The sequence below is a fragment of the Stenotrophomonas sp. C3(2023) genome, assembly GCF_032911385.1.
Lineage (GTDB): Bacteria > Pseudomonadota > Gammaproteobacteria > Xanthomonadales > Xanthomonadaceae > Stenotrophomonas.
This window is the reverse complement of sequence record NZ_JAWJLO010000001.1, coordinates 482719-498323: the sequence shown is the minus strand read 5'-3', so window position 1 is coordinate 498323 and position 15605 is coordinate 482719. Positions and strand designations below refer to the sequence as shown.

General features: G+C 67.4%; 11 protein-coding genes. 2 read left to right on the top strand and 9 right to left on the bottom strand.

Annotated elements, in window-relative coordinates:
- Window positions 1–110: 110 nt before the first annotated feature.
- Window positions 111–1148, top strand: coding sequence for an oxidoreductase (locus RZA67_RS02050; protein WP_317210859.1), 1038 nt, complete (start codon window positions 111–113; stop codon window positions 1146–1148).
- Window positions 1149–1679: 531 nt separating this feature from the next.
- On the opposite strand, the gene gnd is transcribed toward RZA67_RS02050, so the two are convergent.
- From gnd to RZA67_RS02010, 8 genes are all read right to left on the bottom strand, one after another.
- Window positions 1680–2609: a phosphogluconate dehydrogenase (NAD(+)-dependent, decarboxylating) gene (gene gnd / locus RZA67_RS02045; protein WP_317210858.1), complete on the bottom strand. Its 930-nt coding sequence runs from the start codon at window positions 2607–2609 to the stop codon at window positions 1680–1682.
- A gap of 49 nt (window positions 2610–2658) precedes the next feature.
- Window positions 2659–3909: a hypothetical protein gene (locus RZA67_RS02040; RefSeq protein WP_317210857.1), complete on the bottom strand. Its 1251-nt coding sequence runs from the start codon at window positions 3907–3909 to the stop codon at window positions 2659–2661.
- 1 nt (window position 3910) lies between these two features.
- Window positions 3911–4477 (bottom strand): DUF2242 domain-containing protein, encoded by a 567-nt coding sequence (locus tag RZA67_RS02035; protein ID WP_317210856.1) that lies wholly within the window; start codon window positions 4475–4477, stop codon window positions 3911–3913.
- Window positions 4478–4623: 146 nt separating this feature from the next.
- On the bottom strand, window positions 4624–6801 hold the full coding sequence (locus RZA67_RS02030) for a carboxy terminal-processing peptidase (protein WP_317210855.1): 2178 nt from the start codon (window positions 6799–6801) through the stop codon (window positions 4624–4626).
- Window positions 6802–6987: 186 nt separating this feature from the next.
- Entirely contained in the window at window positions 6988–8001 is a 1014-nt protein-coding gene (lipA, locus tag RZA67_RS02025; RefSeq protein ID WP_317210854.1) for a lipoyl synthase, read from the bottom strand.
- A gap of 46 nt (window positions 8002–8047) precedes the next feature.
- Window positions 8048–8752 carry a lipoyl(octanoyl) transferase LipB gene (gene lipB / locus RZA67_RS02020; RefSeq protein ID WP_317210853.1) on the bottom strand — a complete coding sequence of 235 codons (705 nt, stop codon included), beginning with the start codon at window positions 8750–8752 and terminating at the stop codon, window positions 8048–8050.
- Window positions 8740–9018, bottom strand: a complete 279-nt coding sequence (locus RZA67_RS02015; protein WP_317210852.1) for a YbeD family protein — start codon at window positions 9016–9018, stop codon at window positions 8740–8742. Before RZA67_RS02015 ends, lipB begins: the two co-directional genes overlap by 13 nt.
- A gap of 88 nt (window positions 9019–9106) precedes the next feature.
- On the bottom strand, window positions 9107–10081 hold the full coding sequence (locus RZA67_RS02010; RefSeq protein ID WP_317210851.1) for a CsgG/HfaB family protein: 975 nt from the start codon (window positions 10079–10081) through the stop codon (window positions 9107–9109).
- A 327-nt stretch (window positions 10082–10408) separates the two neighbouring features.
- Between RZA67_RS02010 and RZA67_RS02005 the strand changes: the two genes are divergently transcribed.
- Complete coding sequence (locus tag RZA67_RS02005) at window positions 10409–11482, top strand: lipid A deacylase LpxR family protein (protein WP_317210850.1); 1074 nt, start codon at window positions 10409–10411, stop codon at window positions 11480–11482.
- A 239-nt stretch (window positions 11483–11721) separates the two neighbouring features.
- Here RZA67_RS02005 and RZA67_RS02000 read toward each other — a convergent pair.
- Window positions 11722–15605 (bottom strand): YadA-like family protein (locus tag RZA67_RS02000; protein ID WP_317210849.1); only part of this gene is annotated, 3884 nt, incomplete at its 5' end.

Below are 15605 nucleotides of genomic sequence, written 5' to 3'. Positions count from 1 at the left end.
CGCGTGGCAGCGGCATGATGCGCGGGTGAATCCACCTGCCAGCGACTGAAACCATTCATGTTGGGCAAGGCGCGCGTCGCTACGCTGGGGTTCCCATCGTGGAGCGCCGGATGGACGCCCCTCTGCAGCTTGCGCTGGTCGGTTACGGTGCTGCCGGCCGCCTCTTTCATGCCCCACTGATTGAACACACCTGTGGTGTGGCGCTGCACACCGTGGTCAGCTCGCGTGGCGATGACCTGCGTCGACAGTTCACCGATGTCCGCATCTGCAACACGCTGGAGCAGGCGCTGGATGATCCGCGCGTCGACGCAGTGGTGATCGCCACACCCAACGCACTGCACGCCCCGATGGCCGCGCAGGCGCTCAAGGCGGGCAAGCACGTGCTGGTCGACAAACCGTTTGCGCTGGACAGCGCGCAGGCGCGCGACCTGCTGAAGCTGGCCGCGGACCGGCAGCGCATCTGCACGGTGTTCCAGAACCGTCGCTTCGACTCGGATTTTCTGACGTTGCAGGCTTTGCTCGCCGACGGCCTCCTGGGCGATGTTGCCGAGTGCCACGTGCATTTCGATCGCTTCCGTCCGCAGGTGCGACCGCGTTGGCGCGAACAGGATGCACCCGGAAGTGGCCTCTGGTACGACCTGGCACCGCACCTGCTGGACCAGATGCTGGTGCTGTTCGGGCTGCCTTCGGCCATCACGGTGGACCTGGACTGCCAGCGCGGCAGCGGTGGCGTCGACTATTTCCACGCGGTGCTGCACTACCCGCGCATGCGGGCATTCCTGCATGCCGGTTCGCTGGTGACGGCGCCGGGCGCGCGTTATCGGGTGCACGGCACGGCGGGAAGCTGGCTCAAGCACGGGCAGGATGTGCAGGAGGCGCAGTTGAACGCGGGGGTGGCGCCCGGGGCACCAGACTGGGGGCTGGACCCGCTCCACGGCGAACACTGCTGGGTCGACGGTGCAGGTGAGCTGCGGCGGCGGCCCGTGGACACGGTCCGGGGTGATTACCGGCGGATTTACCGTCGCTTCGCCGAGGCGATCGCGGGGAGGGGGGCGCCGGAGGTGACGCCTCTGCAGGCGCTGCAGGTGATGCAGTTGCTTGATGCGGGGCGGTTGAGTGCCGAGCAGGGTCGGCAGGTCCTGTTGTAGGGGGGGTACCGGGCGCTGCCCGGTACCCGCGCCTGCGGCGGGCTTCAAGCGAGAGCGAGAGCGAGAGCGAGAGCGAGAGCACAAGCATCGGCTGGGCGTGGTGTCCAGGGTAGGCGGGGTGGTGAGGACTTGCGGGGACGGCAAAAACCGCCCCTCCGGGGTCCGGCCCAGCCGCAAAGCGGCTGTGCGTTCGGGCGCTTGCGAAGCAGTGCTTCGCAAGCAAAGCGCCCTCACCCTGCGGGCCTTGTCTCGCGCCTTGCTCGTATGCGCTGTCCTGCGCATACGGCAAGACCGGGGTTGGGCTCCTGCCCAACCCGCCGGACGCATGCGGCCGGCCCCTGGCGCTCCACACCCCGCAATTCCTCACCGCCCCACCTTCGACACATCCCGATTGACGGCGGGAACAGGCAAGATGCCGCTACACCTCGAACCTTCCAGCAGGATTTGGGGTTCGGGTTTGGGGTTTGGGTTTGGGTGATCGTGGTAGGTGACGACCGTTGGTCGTCACGCTTTCTGCCGTTGGCTGGGGTGTTACTTGATGCGCGGGGGTGGGGGAAGAGCCGGCTTGATGGCGTGGCCGCCGAACTCGTTGCGCATCGCGGCCAGCAGACGGTCGCTGAAGGCGTTTTCCTGGCGGGAGCGCAGGCGCTCCAGCAACGACAGGGTAATGACCGGCGCTGGTACGTCCAGCGCAATGGCTTCGGCGACGGTCCAGCGGCCTTCGCCTGAGTCGGCTACGTAGGGGGCGATCCCCTCCAGCTCGGGGTTGCGCTGCAGCGCCTGTGCGCTCAGATCCAGCAGCCATGAACGCACCACGCTGCCGTGACGCCACAGCTCGGCAATGTTGGCCAGGTCCAGATCGAGTTCGTGCTTCTTTTCCATCAGCGCGAAGCCTTCGGCGTAGGCCTGCATCATTCCGTATTCGATGCCGTTGTGGACCATCTTGGTGAAGTGGCCGGCACCGGCGGGGCCCACGCGCGCCCAGCCCCGGTCGGGTGCCGGGGCGAGGCTGCGCAGCAGCGGCGCGACCTGCTCCACGGCCTGTTCCGTGCCACCCACCATCAGGCAATAGCCTTCCTGCAGCCCCCACACGCCGCCGCTGGTGCCGCAATCAACGTAGTTGATGCCATGCATGGCCACTTCACCGGCGCGCCGCATCGAGTCCTGGTAGTTGGAGTTGCCGCCGTCGATCACCACGTCCCCCGGTGACAACAGCGGCATCAGCTGCGCCAGCGTCTGGTCGACAATCGCGCCCGCCGGCACCATCAGCCATACCACGCGCGGCTGCGGCAACAGGGCTACCGCTTCGGTCAGGCTCGTCACGACCTCCAGGCCGTCGGCGGCTACTGCGTCGCGGGCTTCCGCCCCGGGGTCCTGGCCCACCACCCGGTGGCCACCACGCTGAAGCCGACGCGCCATGTTGGCGCCCATCCGGCCCAGGCCGATCATTGCGATATCCATCAGTGTTCCTTGTGTGCGGGGGCCCGACCGGCGTGTCGCGTTGGCATCTTCATGGTCCTGGCCCGGTGGTGTAAGTCGGTACGTCTGGCTCTGCGCCAGCGCAGCGGCGCAGCTGCGCCTGCTGCCAGCGGCGGTACAGCGTGGTATGCAGGTTGTGCATCGCCAGCTCGATCACGTACGGCGTGCGCGGGTTGCGGTCGAGCAGGCGGACGATGTGGTCGCCGATGGGTTTTATACCGCGCGGATGCACATAGATGAGGAACTGCTGGTAGAACGGATCGTCCAGCAGCGCGTCCATCTGCCGTGCCACCGCCTGCTGCGATGGACTGAGCGCCGCGCGCAGCGCGGGATCGCGCTGCAGCAGCAGACGCTCAAAAAAGGCCACGCCGCGCCGGGGCAGCTGGCGCGACAGCGCCCACAGTTGCGCATTGCGCGCGTCCCATGCAGCGAACCCGCCCTGCGCGGCCAGTGCCTGCGCCGCCTGCTCGCCGACATCGACCACGATGAAGTTCTCGGCCTGGTTGCTGAGATCGTCCAGCGTCTCGCGCCCGAGCGCGTGCTCGATGAAGCCCGGCACACCCATGAACGCCTGTCGCCCCATCGCAGCGGTGCGCACCGCCTTGCCATCGGCAAACAGCTCGCCGCGCTGAGCGCCCAGCAGGATGCTGTCAGTGCCATGCAGCTGGTTGAACGTGCCGATACTCAGCTCGGCCGGACTGAACTCGGCATCGAAGGCCGCGTCGCCGTAGAGCTCGCGCTGGGTAGCCAGCTGCGCGACCTGGCGCCCGACCCCGCATTCGCTGCGAACGTGGCCGTGGTAGAACGCATCCAGCGCCCGTGCATTGCCAGCGTTGGGCTGATAGCCGCGCCCGAAGCTGGCCGTCCGTCGCCAGCCCTGTGCGTTCGCGCCCTGCCAGCCAAATCCGATCCAGCCCATCTGCAGCGCGGAGAAACGGTAACCGGGGTTGTCCTGCAACGCGTCTGCGGCCCGCCGCGCGGCGGCGCCGAGTTCAAATGCGTAGGCGCAGAGGCTGGCAGGATGGTCGAGCAGCCGACGCTCCAGTGCCCGCCACCTGGCGGGCGACAGGTCGGCTGGCACCTGCACCCGCAGGTCGCCGCCGGCCTTGGCCGCCGGGAGGGAGGCGCGCGTGCAGACCAGCCCGCCATGCACCTGCGGGCTTTCCACCGCTGCGACCTCGAAACTCCACCCCAGCCGCTGCAGCAGCGCACGACCGCAGTCGGCGCTGGCCGCCGGCGTTGCCAGCAGCGCCAGCGCCAGGCCGAACGACCTGCCCCACACCTCAACGCGGCTCAGGCGATGCGGCGTCCAGCGGCAGTGGCGAGGACGCCGCTGCAGCCGGCAGGAACTGCTGCAGCCGCTGGAAGAAGCGCGTGTAGAACTGGCCATCCTGCACGGTACTGCTGGCCACCTTGACCAGGGAGTCGTCATTGCTGCCGAACGGCAGTGAGACCGACCCCAGCGCACCAACGCCAACACTGGCCGAGGTCGGGCTCTTCTTCAGCGCGTAGCGGTCCTGCACTGCGCTGGCAAACACCAGCGCCTGATCGCCGCGTGCTGCGCAGGCCACGCGCAGCACCAGCTGTTCATGGTGGTCCTCGCTGGGCTGGAAGTTCTTGCTGGCCTCGACCAGATCGTCGCCGCTGCGGGCGATCGCATAGCCTTGGCTGAGCAGCGTGCGCCGCGCGGCTTCGCAGGCCTGGGCCGGCGTGCCGTCAACGGTGCGCGAGAACATGTCACCGGAGTCGAACGACTCGCGCAGCAGGGTGCTGTCGGCCGCCTTGCCACCGCAGCCGGCCAGCAGCGCGGCCCCGATGAGGGGCAGGATCAGCAGGTACCTAGGGCGCATGGGCGCTCCCGCAGAATGACTCCCTGCAGCCTAACGCGGCAGGCGTAAGCAGCAGGTCTAGAACGGAACAGGGCCGGCCCTGCGGCCGACCCTGCATTGTTCATCGGTTCATCCAGTCAGCATACCGGGCAACCCCGGCGACGCGGTCAGTCCGCCCAGCGACCCGCGCCGGTGGACTGCGGCAACACCTGCGCCGACAGCGGGCGATCCTTCTCGAGCAGGTTCACCGCATCGGCCAGGATCGAGGCCGACTCACGCAGCAGCGGGTCCGGACGCTTTTCGGCGGCCTTTTCGCGCGCAGCATCCTTGACGATGTCGCGTTCATTGCCGGTCAGGCCATCGTCACTGCTGTCATCGGCCAGCGGGTCCAGGTCCAGCCCCAGCTCCTTGCGCACCTGCTGGCGCTCGCGGCGCTGGTTCTCCTGGCGGTCGCGCTCGGCGCGGCGCTCGGCCTCGTTGAGCGAGATGTACTTCTTTGCGGCCTCGGCGCGGAACTGCTCCACGTCCTCGTTCCACCACTGGAACTCGCGGTCGGTGCGGATGCGCGCGGCGTGGCGCTCCTCCAGGCGCGGCAACAGCGGGCCGAAGTTGCCGTACTGCGTGTGCGGCACGGCGGCGATACGGGTCCACGGCAGCGCGTTGTCGTAGGTGCTTTCGCCATACTCGGTCGCATCCACGCTGGCCGGGAACGCCAGGTCGGGAACCACGCCCTTGTGCTGGGTGCTGCTGCCGCTCACGCGGAAGAACTGCGCGATGGTCAGCTTCACCTGGCCGAAGCGCTTGCCCTCGCTGCTGGGCCAGCGGTCCAGGTCAACGATGTTCTGCACGGTGCCCTTGCCGAAGGTGGTCTCACCGATCACCAGTCCGCGGCCGTAGTCCTGGATGGCGCCGGCAAAGATCTCCGAGGCCGAGGCCGAGCCGCGGTTGATCAGCACCGCAAGCGGGCCATCCCACGCCACGGCCGCGCTGCGATCGCTGTTGACGGTGACACGGCCGCCGGATTCGCGCACCTGCACCACCGGGCCTTGCTCGATGAACAGGCCGGTCAGCTCGATGGCCTCATCCAGCGAGCCGCCGCCGTTGTTGCGCAGGTCCAGCACCACACCGTCGAGCTTGTCCTTCTTGAAACCGGCCAGCAGCCGGCCCACGTCGCGGGTCGCGGAGGCGTAGTCGGTGGCATTGCGACGGCGGCCTTCAAAGTCCTGGTAGAAGGTCGGCAGCTTGATCACCCCGATGCGGCGTTCGGGTACACCCTCGCCCGCCGGAATGGTCAGCGTCTCGCCCTTGGCGGCCTGCTCGGCCAGCCGTACCTTCTGCCGGGTCAACACCAGCGTGTGGTGCTTGCCATCCACACCGTCCTCGGCGGAGATGAACTCCAGACGGACGTCGGTGTCCTTGGCGCCACGGATTTTTGCCACTACGTCGTCGATGCGCCAGCCGATCACATCCTCGATCGGGCCGGTACGGCCCTGACCGACACCGACGATGCGGTCACCGACCTTCAGGGTGCCATCCACTGCCGCCGGGCCACCAGCGATGACCTCACGGATCACCACCATGTCGTCCTGCCGCTGCAGCTGGGCGCCGATGCCCTCCAGCGAGAGCGACATCGCCTGGTTGAAGTTCTCCGCCGTACGCGGAGTGAAGTAATCGGTGTGCGGGTCGACAGCACTGGTATAGGCGTTGAGGAAGAACTGGAAGACATCCTCGCCCTTCAGTTCGTTCACCGACTTTTCCAGCGTGGTGTAGCGCTTGTCGAGGGTGCTGCGGATCTCGTCGGGCTTCTTGCCGGCCAGCTTCAGCCGCAGCCAGTCATTCTTGACCGACTTGCGCCACAGCTCGTTCAACTCGGCATCGGTGGCTGCCCACGGCACTTTCTTGCGGTCGTACTCGAAGCGCTCGTCGGTGGTGAAGTCCGGCTCCTGCCGAAGCAGGCTGCGCGCGTAGGCTACCCGCTGGCCGACCCGCTGCCTGTACAGCGAGAACACCTGGAACGCCGGCTCCAGCTGGCCGCCCCGCAGCGCGGCAGCGATGTTGGCCTCGAACGGGGCGAACCGGGCCACGTCAGCCTGCGTGAAGTACTGCTTGCCGCCATCCAGGGTTTCCAGATAGCGCTTGAACACATCCTGCGAGGTGGCTTCATCGAGCGCACGCGGGCGGTAGGCGTAGCGGCTGTCAGAGAGCAGCCCATAGACGAGCTTGGAGGTGGTCACCTGGTCGGCCGTCGCTGCCGACGGCAGCGCAGGGCCTTCGGCCTGGGCGGACAGTGCCAGCGGCGCGGTCAGGGCCAGGGCAAACAGGAATGCGGGGGCTTTGAATTTCATGGACTGGCTCTTGGGCACCTTGCCGAAGGAGAGACTGCGCTGGGTTCTGACTCCATGACAGTGCCTAAAGTTGCCGGCAATGTCACCCTCGTTCAGAAACCCGCTGTCCCAGCCTAAACCGGGCCCTGTAGCAGATTGTGAACACGGCCGCGCCGCCGCGGGACGCAGCCCCGCAGTGGCGCCCGCTCAGGCGACGCCGGCGCCCTTGGCCTGCACGTCGGCGTGGTACGACGAGCGCACCATCGGGCCCGACGCCACGTGGCTGAAGCCCAGCTCATAGCCGTAGTCTTCCAGTGCCTTGTAGTCTTCCGGCGTCCAGTACTTGAGCACCGGATGGTGATGCGCGGTCGGCTGCAGGTACTGGCCGATGGTGATCATGTCCACATCGTGCGCACGCAGGTCGCGCATGGTGGCCTTGATCTGTTCGAATTCCTCGCCCAGACCCAGCATGATGCCGCTCTTGGTCGGCACGGCCGGGTGCTGCGCCTTGAAGTTCTTCAGCAGGTTCAGCGACCACTGGTAGTCGGCGCCCGGGCGCACGTTGCGGTACAGGTCGGGCACGGTTTCAATGTTGTGATTGAACACGTCCGGCGGATTCTTCGCGAGAATCTCCAGGGCGCGTTCCATGCGGCCCTTGCCGCGGAAATCAGGCGTCAGCACCTCGATCCGGGTACCCGGCGACTTCTCGCGGATGGCGGTGATGCAGTCCACGAAGTGCTGGGCACCGCCATCGCGCAGGTCATCGCGGTCGACGCTGGTGACCACCACGTATTTCAGCCCCATGTCGGCCACCGTCTGGCCAAGGCTGGCCGGCTCATTGGCATCGGGCGGCTTCGGCCGGCCGTGGGCCACGTCGCAGAACGAGCAGCGACGGGTGCAGACCTCGCCCAGGATCATGAAGGTGGCGGTGCCATGGCCGAAACACTCGTGGATGTTCGGACAGCTGGCTTCCTCGCACACGGTGACCAGGCGGTTCTCGCGCAGCTTGGCCTTCAGGTTCTGCACTGCATTGCCGGAGGGGATGCGCACGCGGATCCACGAAGGCTTGCGCAGCACCGGCGCGTCGGCGAACTGCACCGGCGAGCGGTTGATCTTGTCCCCGCCCAGCTGTTTGACACCGGTCTGCAGCGGCGCAGCGGCGGGAGCGGCTTCGCCCTGCAGCATCTGCAGGGGAATGGTGCGGGCGGTCTGTTCAGTCATGATGGTCCCGGCGGCACGCGGGCCGCATGGTGGCAAGGCAGGTGGTTCAGGCAGCCAGGTCAGGCAGCTCGGCGGCCGGCTGCAGCAGCAGCCCGAACTGGTGGGCCAGCTGGTCCAGCAGGACGCGCTTGACCGCATCCATCCCGGATGGCCCGCCCAAGTCTACCACCGAGGTCACCTGCAGCCCCTGGTAGCCACAGGGGTTGATGCGGTGGAAGGGCTCCAGATCCATGGCCACGTTGAACGAAAGCCCATGGAAGGTGCAGCCGCGGCGCACGCGGATGCCCAATGCTGCGATCTTGGCGCCAGCGACGTAGACCCCCGGCGCGCCTTCACGGCGCTCGGCACCGATGTTCCATTCGCCAAGCGTGTCGATGATCGCTTGTTCGATATGGCAGACGTAGTCGCGGACGCCCACGCCCAGGCGTGGCAGCTTCAGCAGCGGATACACCACCAGCTGGCCTGGACCGTGATAGGTCACCTGGCCACCGCGGTCCACGTGCAGAACCGGAATATCACCGGCGGCCAGCACATGCTCGGGCTTGCCGGCCTGGCCCAGGGTGAACACCGGATTGTGCTCGACCACCCAAAGCTCATCGGGGGTGTCGTCGCCCCGCGCATCGGTGAAGCGCTGCATGGCACGCCACACCGGTTCGTAGGCCTGGCGACCCAGGTCGCGCACGATGGCCGTACGCGGCGTGGCACCGGTCAAGCCGGTACCGGCAGGGCAGGACGCGGTTACAGCGTCCACTTCACTTCCGGGTGCTCGCGCAATGCACCATGGGCGGCGTCGTACTGCTCGCGGCTGTCGGCCTTGAACGCAATGCGCACCGATACGTACTTGCCGTTGGAGGAGTGCTTCCAGCTGACACGCTCGGTCACTACATCAATGCCGGCAGCGGTCAGCAGGCGCGGAAGTTCATGCTCCAGCCCGCGGTTGGCCGGGCCCATTGCACTGAGCTCGAACTGGCCGGGGAACTGGAAGCCGTGGTCGGGGTTGTCGGACTTGATTTCCATTTCGCGATTATGGGGACGGCCGCCGCCGAACCCAAGCCCCGGCCGTCACAGACCGGGCAGGCGCCGCAGCGGCCGCGTCGGTGGCGTCCTACCGCGCCTGCTGCAGCAACGTCGCACTGACCCAGCCGCGGTTGCCCATCTCATCGTCCACCTCCCACATGCGCCCCTGCCTGGTCCCCGTGGGATACAGCAGTTGGCCGGCCTCCAGCGTGCGCACCGCCGCGCCGCTGCCCAGCGGGTCGGCCAGCAGGCGCCCTGGCTTGAGCAGGCTCACGGCCTGGGCGGCCGCAGCTTTGACCGGATCGGCTGGCAGCCCACCCAGTTCGCTCACCAGCTGCCGGTAGGCCTGCAGGTAGGCCAGGGTAATGACCTTGCCCATCTCGGTCGTGGTGTAGCCGCCAAGCCCCAGCCTCCCAAGCCCGCCTGCGCCCCACAGCGTGCCCTGCCCTGCCCAGCCCAGATCCGTGCGACGGGCATTGCCCTCGGTCACGGCCACCTGTTCGGACGAGCGCAGATCGGTCAGCGCCAGCGTGACGTCAGCGGTGCGGCGCCGCAGGCTGAGGTCGCCCACCAGGCTCCCGGCCCGGCCACCGATCAGGCTGCTCACCACGCCACCGATCCGTCCACCGCCGGCATCGCTGTTGCGCGACACCACGTCCGGTATCAGCGCGTAATCGGCCGCCCGTATCTGCCCTTTGCCCATGTTCGAGCGGTTGCGCAGCTGTCCCGCCGCGCCCAGCGCGCGCTCCTGGTTGGCCAGCTCCAGCCCTGCCCCACGGTCGACCAGGGTGAAGCAGCGCGAGCGGCTCACGAACGCCTTGATCAGGCGGCTCGGCGCCGGCAGCTGCTCGCCGCTCCACCAGTCACGGCGGTCTTCCGGTTCGAGCACGGTGAGGCTGCCCAGCGGTCTGGCACAGGTTGGAATGTCAGCCGTTCCCGTCCTGCCGCCCATGCCAAGACGGTCGCGCAGCCCTGCCGACGCGTCGGGCGCGACCCCGGACAGCACCAGGGCAACCAGCGACGGCAGCAGCGTGCGCGTCAGGAGAGTCGGCAGCTTCAACATGGGTCTACTCCCTATCAGGACGCCGCTTCTGGCAGCGCCGACCATTGCCGGCGACGGCCGGCAGCCTGTGCGGCCGCATCGGCCACGGCGCAGAGCTTGAATTGATCGGCTCGATCAGCGCCGTCGGTATGTGCCGAAGCACCCATCGGAAAAACAGGATGCCCACTCATTCTGTGAACCAGATCACCCAGAAGGCGCGATGAGGTGTGCAGATTTGGTCCGACGGCGCGATGGATGTAAGGAACAGATCGATCCACCCACCGTGCTCGCGTCATCACGGACGCCGGCGTACCGTGTGCACGCCTCTTCCGACATTACATGACGCCGATGCCACTTTCGTTGCCTCTCCGCCGCAGGGTGGTCGTTCTCGCGGGCCTGCTGGCGGGCGTGCCGTCGCTGCCGGCGCTCGCTGCGAGCCAGTGCGGCCCCGACTCGATGCGTGAGCACCCACCGCAGGTCAATTTCCGCGTGGACAACGATCTGTTTGGCGGCGCCGATCAGGATCAGGGCTACACCAATGGCGCGCAGATCACCCTGGTCTCGCCCAACGTCATGGACTACACCGATGACCCGTGTCTGCCGCGACTGGCACGCTGGGTCAACAACCGTCTCGAAGCACTGCGCCCAGGTGAGTTCGAGCAGCAGAACATGATCTTCAGTCTGGCCCAAGGCATCTTCACCCCCAAGGACTTCACCCGACGCGACGTCATCGAAGACGACCGCCCCTACGCAGGTGTGCTGGTGGCTACGTTCGGCTACAACGCGCGCCGCAACAGCCGACTGCAGACCACGCAGTTGACACTGGGCGTGGTCGGCCCCTGGGCACAGGGCAAGCAGGTGCAGAATGCCGTGCACTCGCTGCTGGACGACGAGAAGTTCCAGGGCTGGGACAACCAGTTGCACAACGAACCGGTGTTCGCGTTGACCCACGAACGGATGCGGCGCTGGCCGGCCGATGCCGCGGCCAACGCCGCCGGCTGGGGCTGGGATGCGATCAGTCACTACGGTGGGGCGATCGGCAACCTGTCCACCCATGCCAACGGCGGCGGCGAGGTGCGTTTTGGCTGGAAGCTTCCTGACGACTTTGGCAGTACACCGCTGCGTCCGGCCGGCGAGAACACCGCACCGACGCGCGGCGGCCGCGCGCTAGGTTGGTCGTGGCACGTGTTCGCTACTGCCGATGCCTCCTGGGTGATCCGCGACATCACGCTGGACGGCAATACCTTCCGCAACAGCCACAGCGTGAACAAGCGCGCGCTGGTTGCCTATGGCGGCTACGGCATCGCCGTGATGAAGGGCCGCTGGAAGTTCGCCGTGGCGCGTTATCACAGCACCCGCGAGTTCGACGGACAGGAACAGTCGCCGATCTTTGGCAGCTTCACGGTCAGCCGCAGCCTGTAACCGCAGCGGTACCGGACCCATTGCCGTTTTGCGGGGCCGACCCCACGGTCGGCGGCTCTTCGGTCAGATTGCTTTGCACCTGCCGCGCTGCGCGCGGGAGCCGACCGTGGGGTCGGCTCTACCCGTGCATGCCGACAGCCGGCGCGTGCTTTGCAAAAAAAAAGGGCCCGCAGTCTTTCGACCGCGGGCCCCGCTCCTGCACGGAGGCCGTCGCCTCCGCTTTCACCTACGCGTCTGCGTTACCAGCTGAAGCCGGCACCCGCGGTCACGCTGCGCTCGCTGCCACTGAAGGCACCGCCCAGCGAAACAGACACGTTCTTCTTCTCGCCCAGGATGCGCTGGTAACCCACGGCCAGTGCAGCACGGCCGTTCTGGTTGCCCAGGCCGGCACCTACGCGGTTGTCACCTTCCAGGCCGGCGGTGTTCAGCGCCATACCAGCGTAAGCCGCACTGATCGCACCCATGCGGTCCATGCGCTTGTCCACTGCCTGGAAGCGGGTGTCGGTGTACTGACGCTCGGACTTGAAGCGATCATCCATCTGCTGCATGTTCACCGCGTCGGTCGGCAGCGAGCCGGCGGCCACGTTGCGGATGACCCGCTCGTTGCCTTCCGAACCGACCGAGAACTCGTTGTCACCGTCGGCGGTGGAGCCCTTGCCGATGGCGATCGAGTCCTTGCCGGTGGCCGTGGCGCCATCACCGATGGCAACCGAGCCGTCACCGCTGGCATCCGAGCCGCGGCCCACACCGATCGCACCGTCGCCGTCAGCCTTGCTGCCGTCGCCGATCACCAGCGAACCGTCGCCGACGCCCGGCGCGCCGATGCCCGTACCCGTGCCCGGGGCGGCACCATTGCCACCACCGATGCTGCCATCGGCTACGCCCTTCTCGATGGTGCCGACGCGGCTGTCCAGATCGCTCCAGCGGGCTTCCAGATCGGCGTTCATCTTCCACAGCTGGCCACCGTTGACGGCCTCACGGCTGCCGGCCGCGATCAGGCCATCACCCAGGTTGCCGATGATGGTGCCATTGGTACCGCCCAGCGTGGCGCGGGCCAGGCTGACATCGTCATAGACCAGGGCAGCCAGCGCACGACCATTGTTCGGGTCGATCAGGCCCATGGCCTTCACCTGCGCCATGGTGGCCACATCGGCGTCGTCCACGCCGTTGGCCACGCCGCTCAGCTTGCGCGCACCGGCGGTGCCTGCGAAGTTGACGTTGTCGCCGTCGGTGTCCTTGCCCACGGTCAGGCCGGCGCCCGGCGCTGCCTGCTGCACCAGACCCACCGTGCCGGTGGCCAGGCCGCCGAGCTGGTTGTTGATGTTGGTGATGTCGGTGGTGTTGGTGGTGACGCGGGCATCCAGGTTGGTGATGTCACCCTCGTTCTGGGTCACACGGCCATCCATGCTGGTCAGCGAATCATCCACTGCCTTGAACGAGTCACCGACGTTGGTGTAGTCGGTGCCGCCAATCTGGTAGCTCGGCGCGCTGACCGACCCATCGGGGTTGACCACCGAACCGCCGCCCAGAGCATCGGCCACCGACTGCGCCGTACCGTGCAGCTGCGAACCATTGGTGGCTTCGCTGCTGGTGGCACTGACTTCACCGGCCTTGACGTTGCTGATCACGGTACCGGCGGCACCTTCCAGCGCGATGCTGTCCTTGCCAGCGTCGGCATAGGCCACGGCCAGCGCGTTGCCCGCACCGCCGCTGCCGCCATTGGCCGCCACGTACTGCTTCAGCTGGCCGAAGTTCACCGCGTCGCTATCAGAGGTACCCTCGGCCAGATTGATGATCTGCCGCTGCTGGGCCGAAGAGCCCACCGACACCGCGTTGGCACGGTCGGCCAACGAACCGGCGCCCAAGGCGATGGAGTTGACCCCGGCAGCAGCGACCGTGGCACCACGACCGAAGGCGATCGCGTTGGTAGCCGCCGCGTTGACATTGGCCGTTGCGCCGACGGCGATGGCGTTGTCGGCCAGTGCCTGCGAGGTGTTGCCCAGGGCCAGCGCATTGGTGCCGGTGGCGTTGGCATTGAAGCCTGCGGCCAGCGCATTGTTGCCCGATGCGATGGTGCCATTGCCCAGCGCCACGGCGCTGCCACCGCTGGCCGTGGAGCGGCCCATGGCCAGTGCGCCGTTGGCGGTCGCCTTGGCCTCAGCACCGATGGCCACCGCACTGGTGCCAGTGGCTTCCGAAGCGGCACCCAGTGCCACCGAGAAGCTGCCAGTGCTGTTGGCACCCGAGCCCATGGCGATGGCATTGGTTCCTGCCGTCACCGTAGCCACATCATCGGTGGGCTGGCCGTCGATCTTCAGGAAAGCATCGTCCACGGCCGACTGAGTGCTCATGCCCAGTGCACTCAGGCGCGAGTCAAACGTGTTCAACTGCTGCTGCGTGCGGGCGGTGGTACCCACCACCAGGTCATTCAACTGACCGACGGTGGCAGCATCCGTGCGCGCCTGGCCATCGTCGACATTGGTGATGCGGCGCACCAGACCGCTGGTGGCATTACCCACCGAGACCGTATTGATCTCGCTGGAGACCGAGCCGCTGCCCAGCGACACCGAGTTCAGGCCGACCGCACGTGCGGCGTTGGTGGCATTGGCGCCGCGACCCGCGATATACGGGTTGGCCGTGGCCGCGGCATTGCTCACCGCAGTCAGCTGGCTCATGTTCACCGCATCGCCTGCGTCGACACCGTTGGCCACGTTCTTCAGCCGGACCGGGCCGGTGGCGGCATCACCGAAGGTCACCGAACCATAGTTCGGCGTGCCGTCGGTGTTCTGGTCATAGACCACCGCCGCCCTGCTGTTGCCCGAGGCATCGACCAGGCCGGTATCGGCCAGCTTGTCGCCCAGGTCCTGCAGGCCGTCGCTGTTGTCGGTGGCGCGCTGGTCCAGGTTGGCCAGAGCATCACCCACGTTGTCACGGTTCACGCCACCGATGTTGTAGGTCGGGGCGGTGATCTTGCCGTCAGCGGCCACGGCCGAACCACCGCCGATGGCATTGGCCACCGACTGGGCGGTGCCATGCAGCTGCGAACCATTGATCGCATCGACGCTGGTGGCCGAAACCGCGCCGGCGGCGACGCCGGTCAGGGTGCGGTTGATCGCCGCGCCGCTGGTCAGGTCCTTGCCGGCGAAGTCGACCGACGTACCGTCGGTGTCCTTGCCCACCGTCAGCTTCTGGCCTGCAGCTGCCTGCTGCACCAGACCCACGGTGCCGTTGGTCAGGCCACCGATCTGGGTGTTGATGGTGGTGATGTCGCCTTCGTTCCTGGTGACGCGACCGTCCAGGTCACCCAGCGAGGTGTCCACCGCGCCGAAGGCATCGCCCACGTTGTCGTACGCACTGCCACCGATGGTGAAGCTCGGTGCGCTGATCGTGCCGTCGGTGCCCACAGCGGCGCCGCCGCCAATGGCATCGGCCACCGACTGCGCGGTGCCGTGCAGCTGCGAACCGTTGATGGCTTCGTCGCTGGTGGCGCTGACTTCGCCGGCCTTGACGCCGCTGATCACGGTACCGCCGGTGCCGGCCAGAGCGATCTCGCCCTTGGTCGCGTCGGTGTAGGCCACGGCCAGCGGATCGGCCGCGGCATTGGTGGCTACGTAGTCCTTCAGCTGATTGAAGTTCACCGCGTCGGTGTCGTCGGTGGCCGCTGCCACGTTCTTCAGCTGGGTCGGGCCGGTGGCAGCATCGCCGAAGGTCACCGAACCGAAGTTCGGCGTGCCATCGGTGTTCTGGTCATAGACCACCGCCGCCTTGGTGTTGCCCGAGGCATCGACCAGGCCGGTATCGACCAGCTTGTCGCCCAGGTCCTGCAGGCCGTCGCTGTTGCTGGTGGCGCGCTGGTCCAGGTTGGCCAGTGCATCACCCACGTTGTCACGGTCCACGCCACCGATGTTGTAGGTCGGGGCGGTGATCGTGCCGTCAGCGGCCACCGTGGAACCGCCGCCGATGGCGTCAGCCACCGACTGCGCGGTGCCGTGCAGCTGCGACCCATTGATGGCATCGACGCTGGTGGCCGAGACCGCGCCGGCGGCAACGCCGGTCAGGGTGCGGTTGATCGCCGCGCCGCTGGTCAGGTCCTTGCCGGCGAAGTCGACCGACGTACCGTCGG

Coding starts and splice junctions, on each gene's coding strand:
- RZA67_RS02050 (WP_317210859.1), top strand. CDS start 111: ATGGACGCCCCTCTGCAGCTTGCGCTGGTCGGTTACGGTGCTGCCGGC.
- gnd (WP_317210858.1), bottom strand. CDS start 2,609: ATGGATATCGCAATGATCGGCCTGGGCCGGATGGGCGCCAACATGGCG.
- RZA67_RS02035 (WP_317210856.1), bottom strand. CDS start 4,477: ATGCGCCCTAGGTACCTGCTGATCCTGCCCCTCATCGGGGCCGCGCTG.
- RZA67_RS02030 (WP_317210855.1), bottom strand. CDS start 6,801: ATGAAATTCAAAGCCCCCGCATTCCTGTTTGCCCTGGCCCTGACCGCG.
- lipA (WP_317210854.1), bottom strand. CDS start 8,001: ATGACTGAACAGACCGCCCGCACCATTCCCCTGCAGATGCTGCAGGGC.
- RZA67_RS02015 (WP_317210852.1), bottom strand. CDS start 9,018: ATGGAAATCAAGTCCGACAACCCCGACCACGGCTTCCAGTTCCCCGGC.
- RZA67_RS02010 (WP_317210851.1), bottom strand. CDS start 10,081: ATGTTGAAGCTGCCGACTCTCCTGACGCGCACGCTGCTGCCGTCGCTG.
- RZA67_RS02005 (WP_317210850.1), top strand. CDS start 10,409: ATGCCACTTTCGTTGCCTCTCCGCCGCAGGGTGGTCGTTCTCGCGGGC.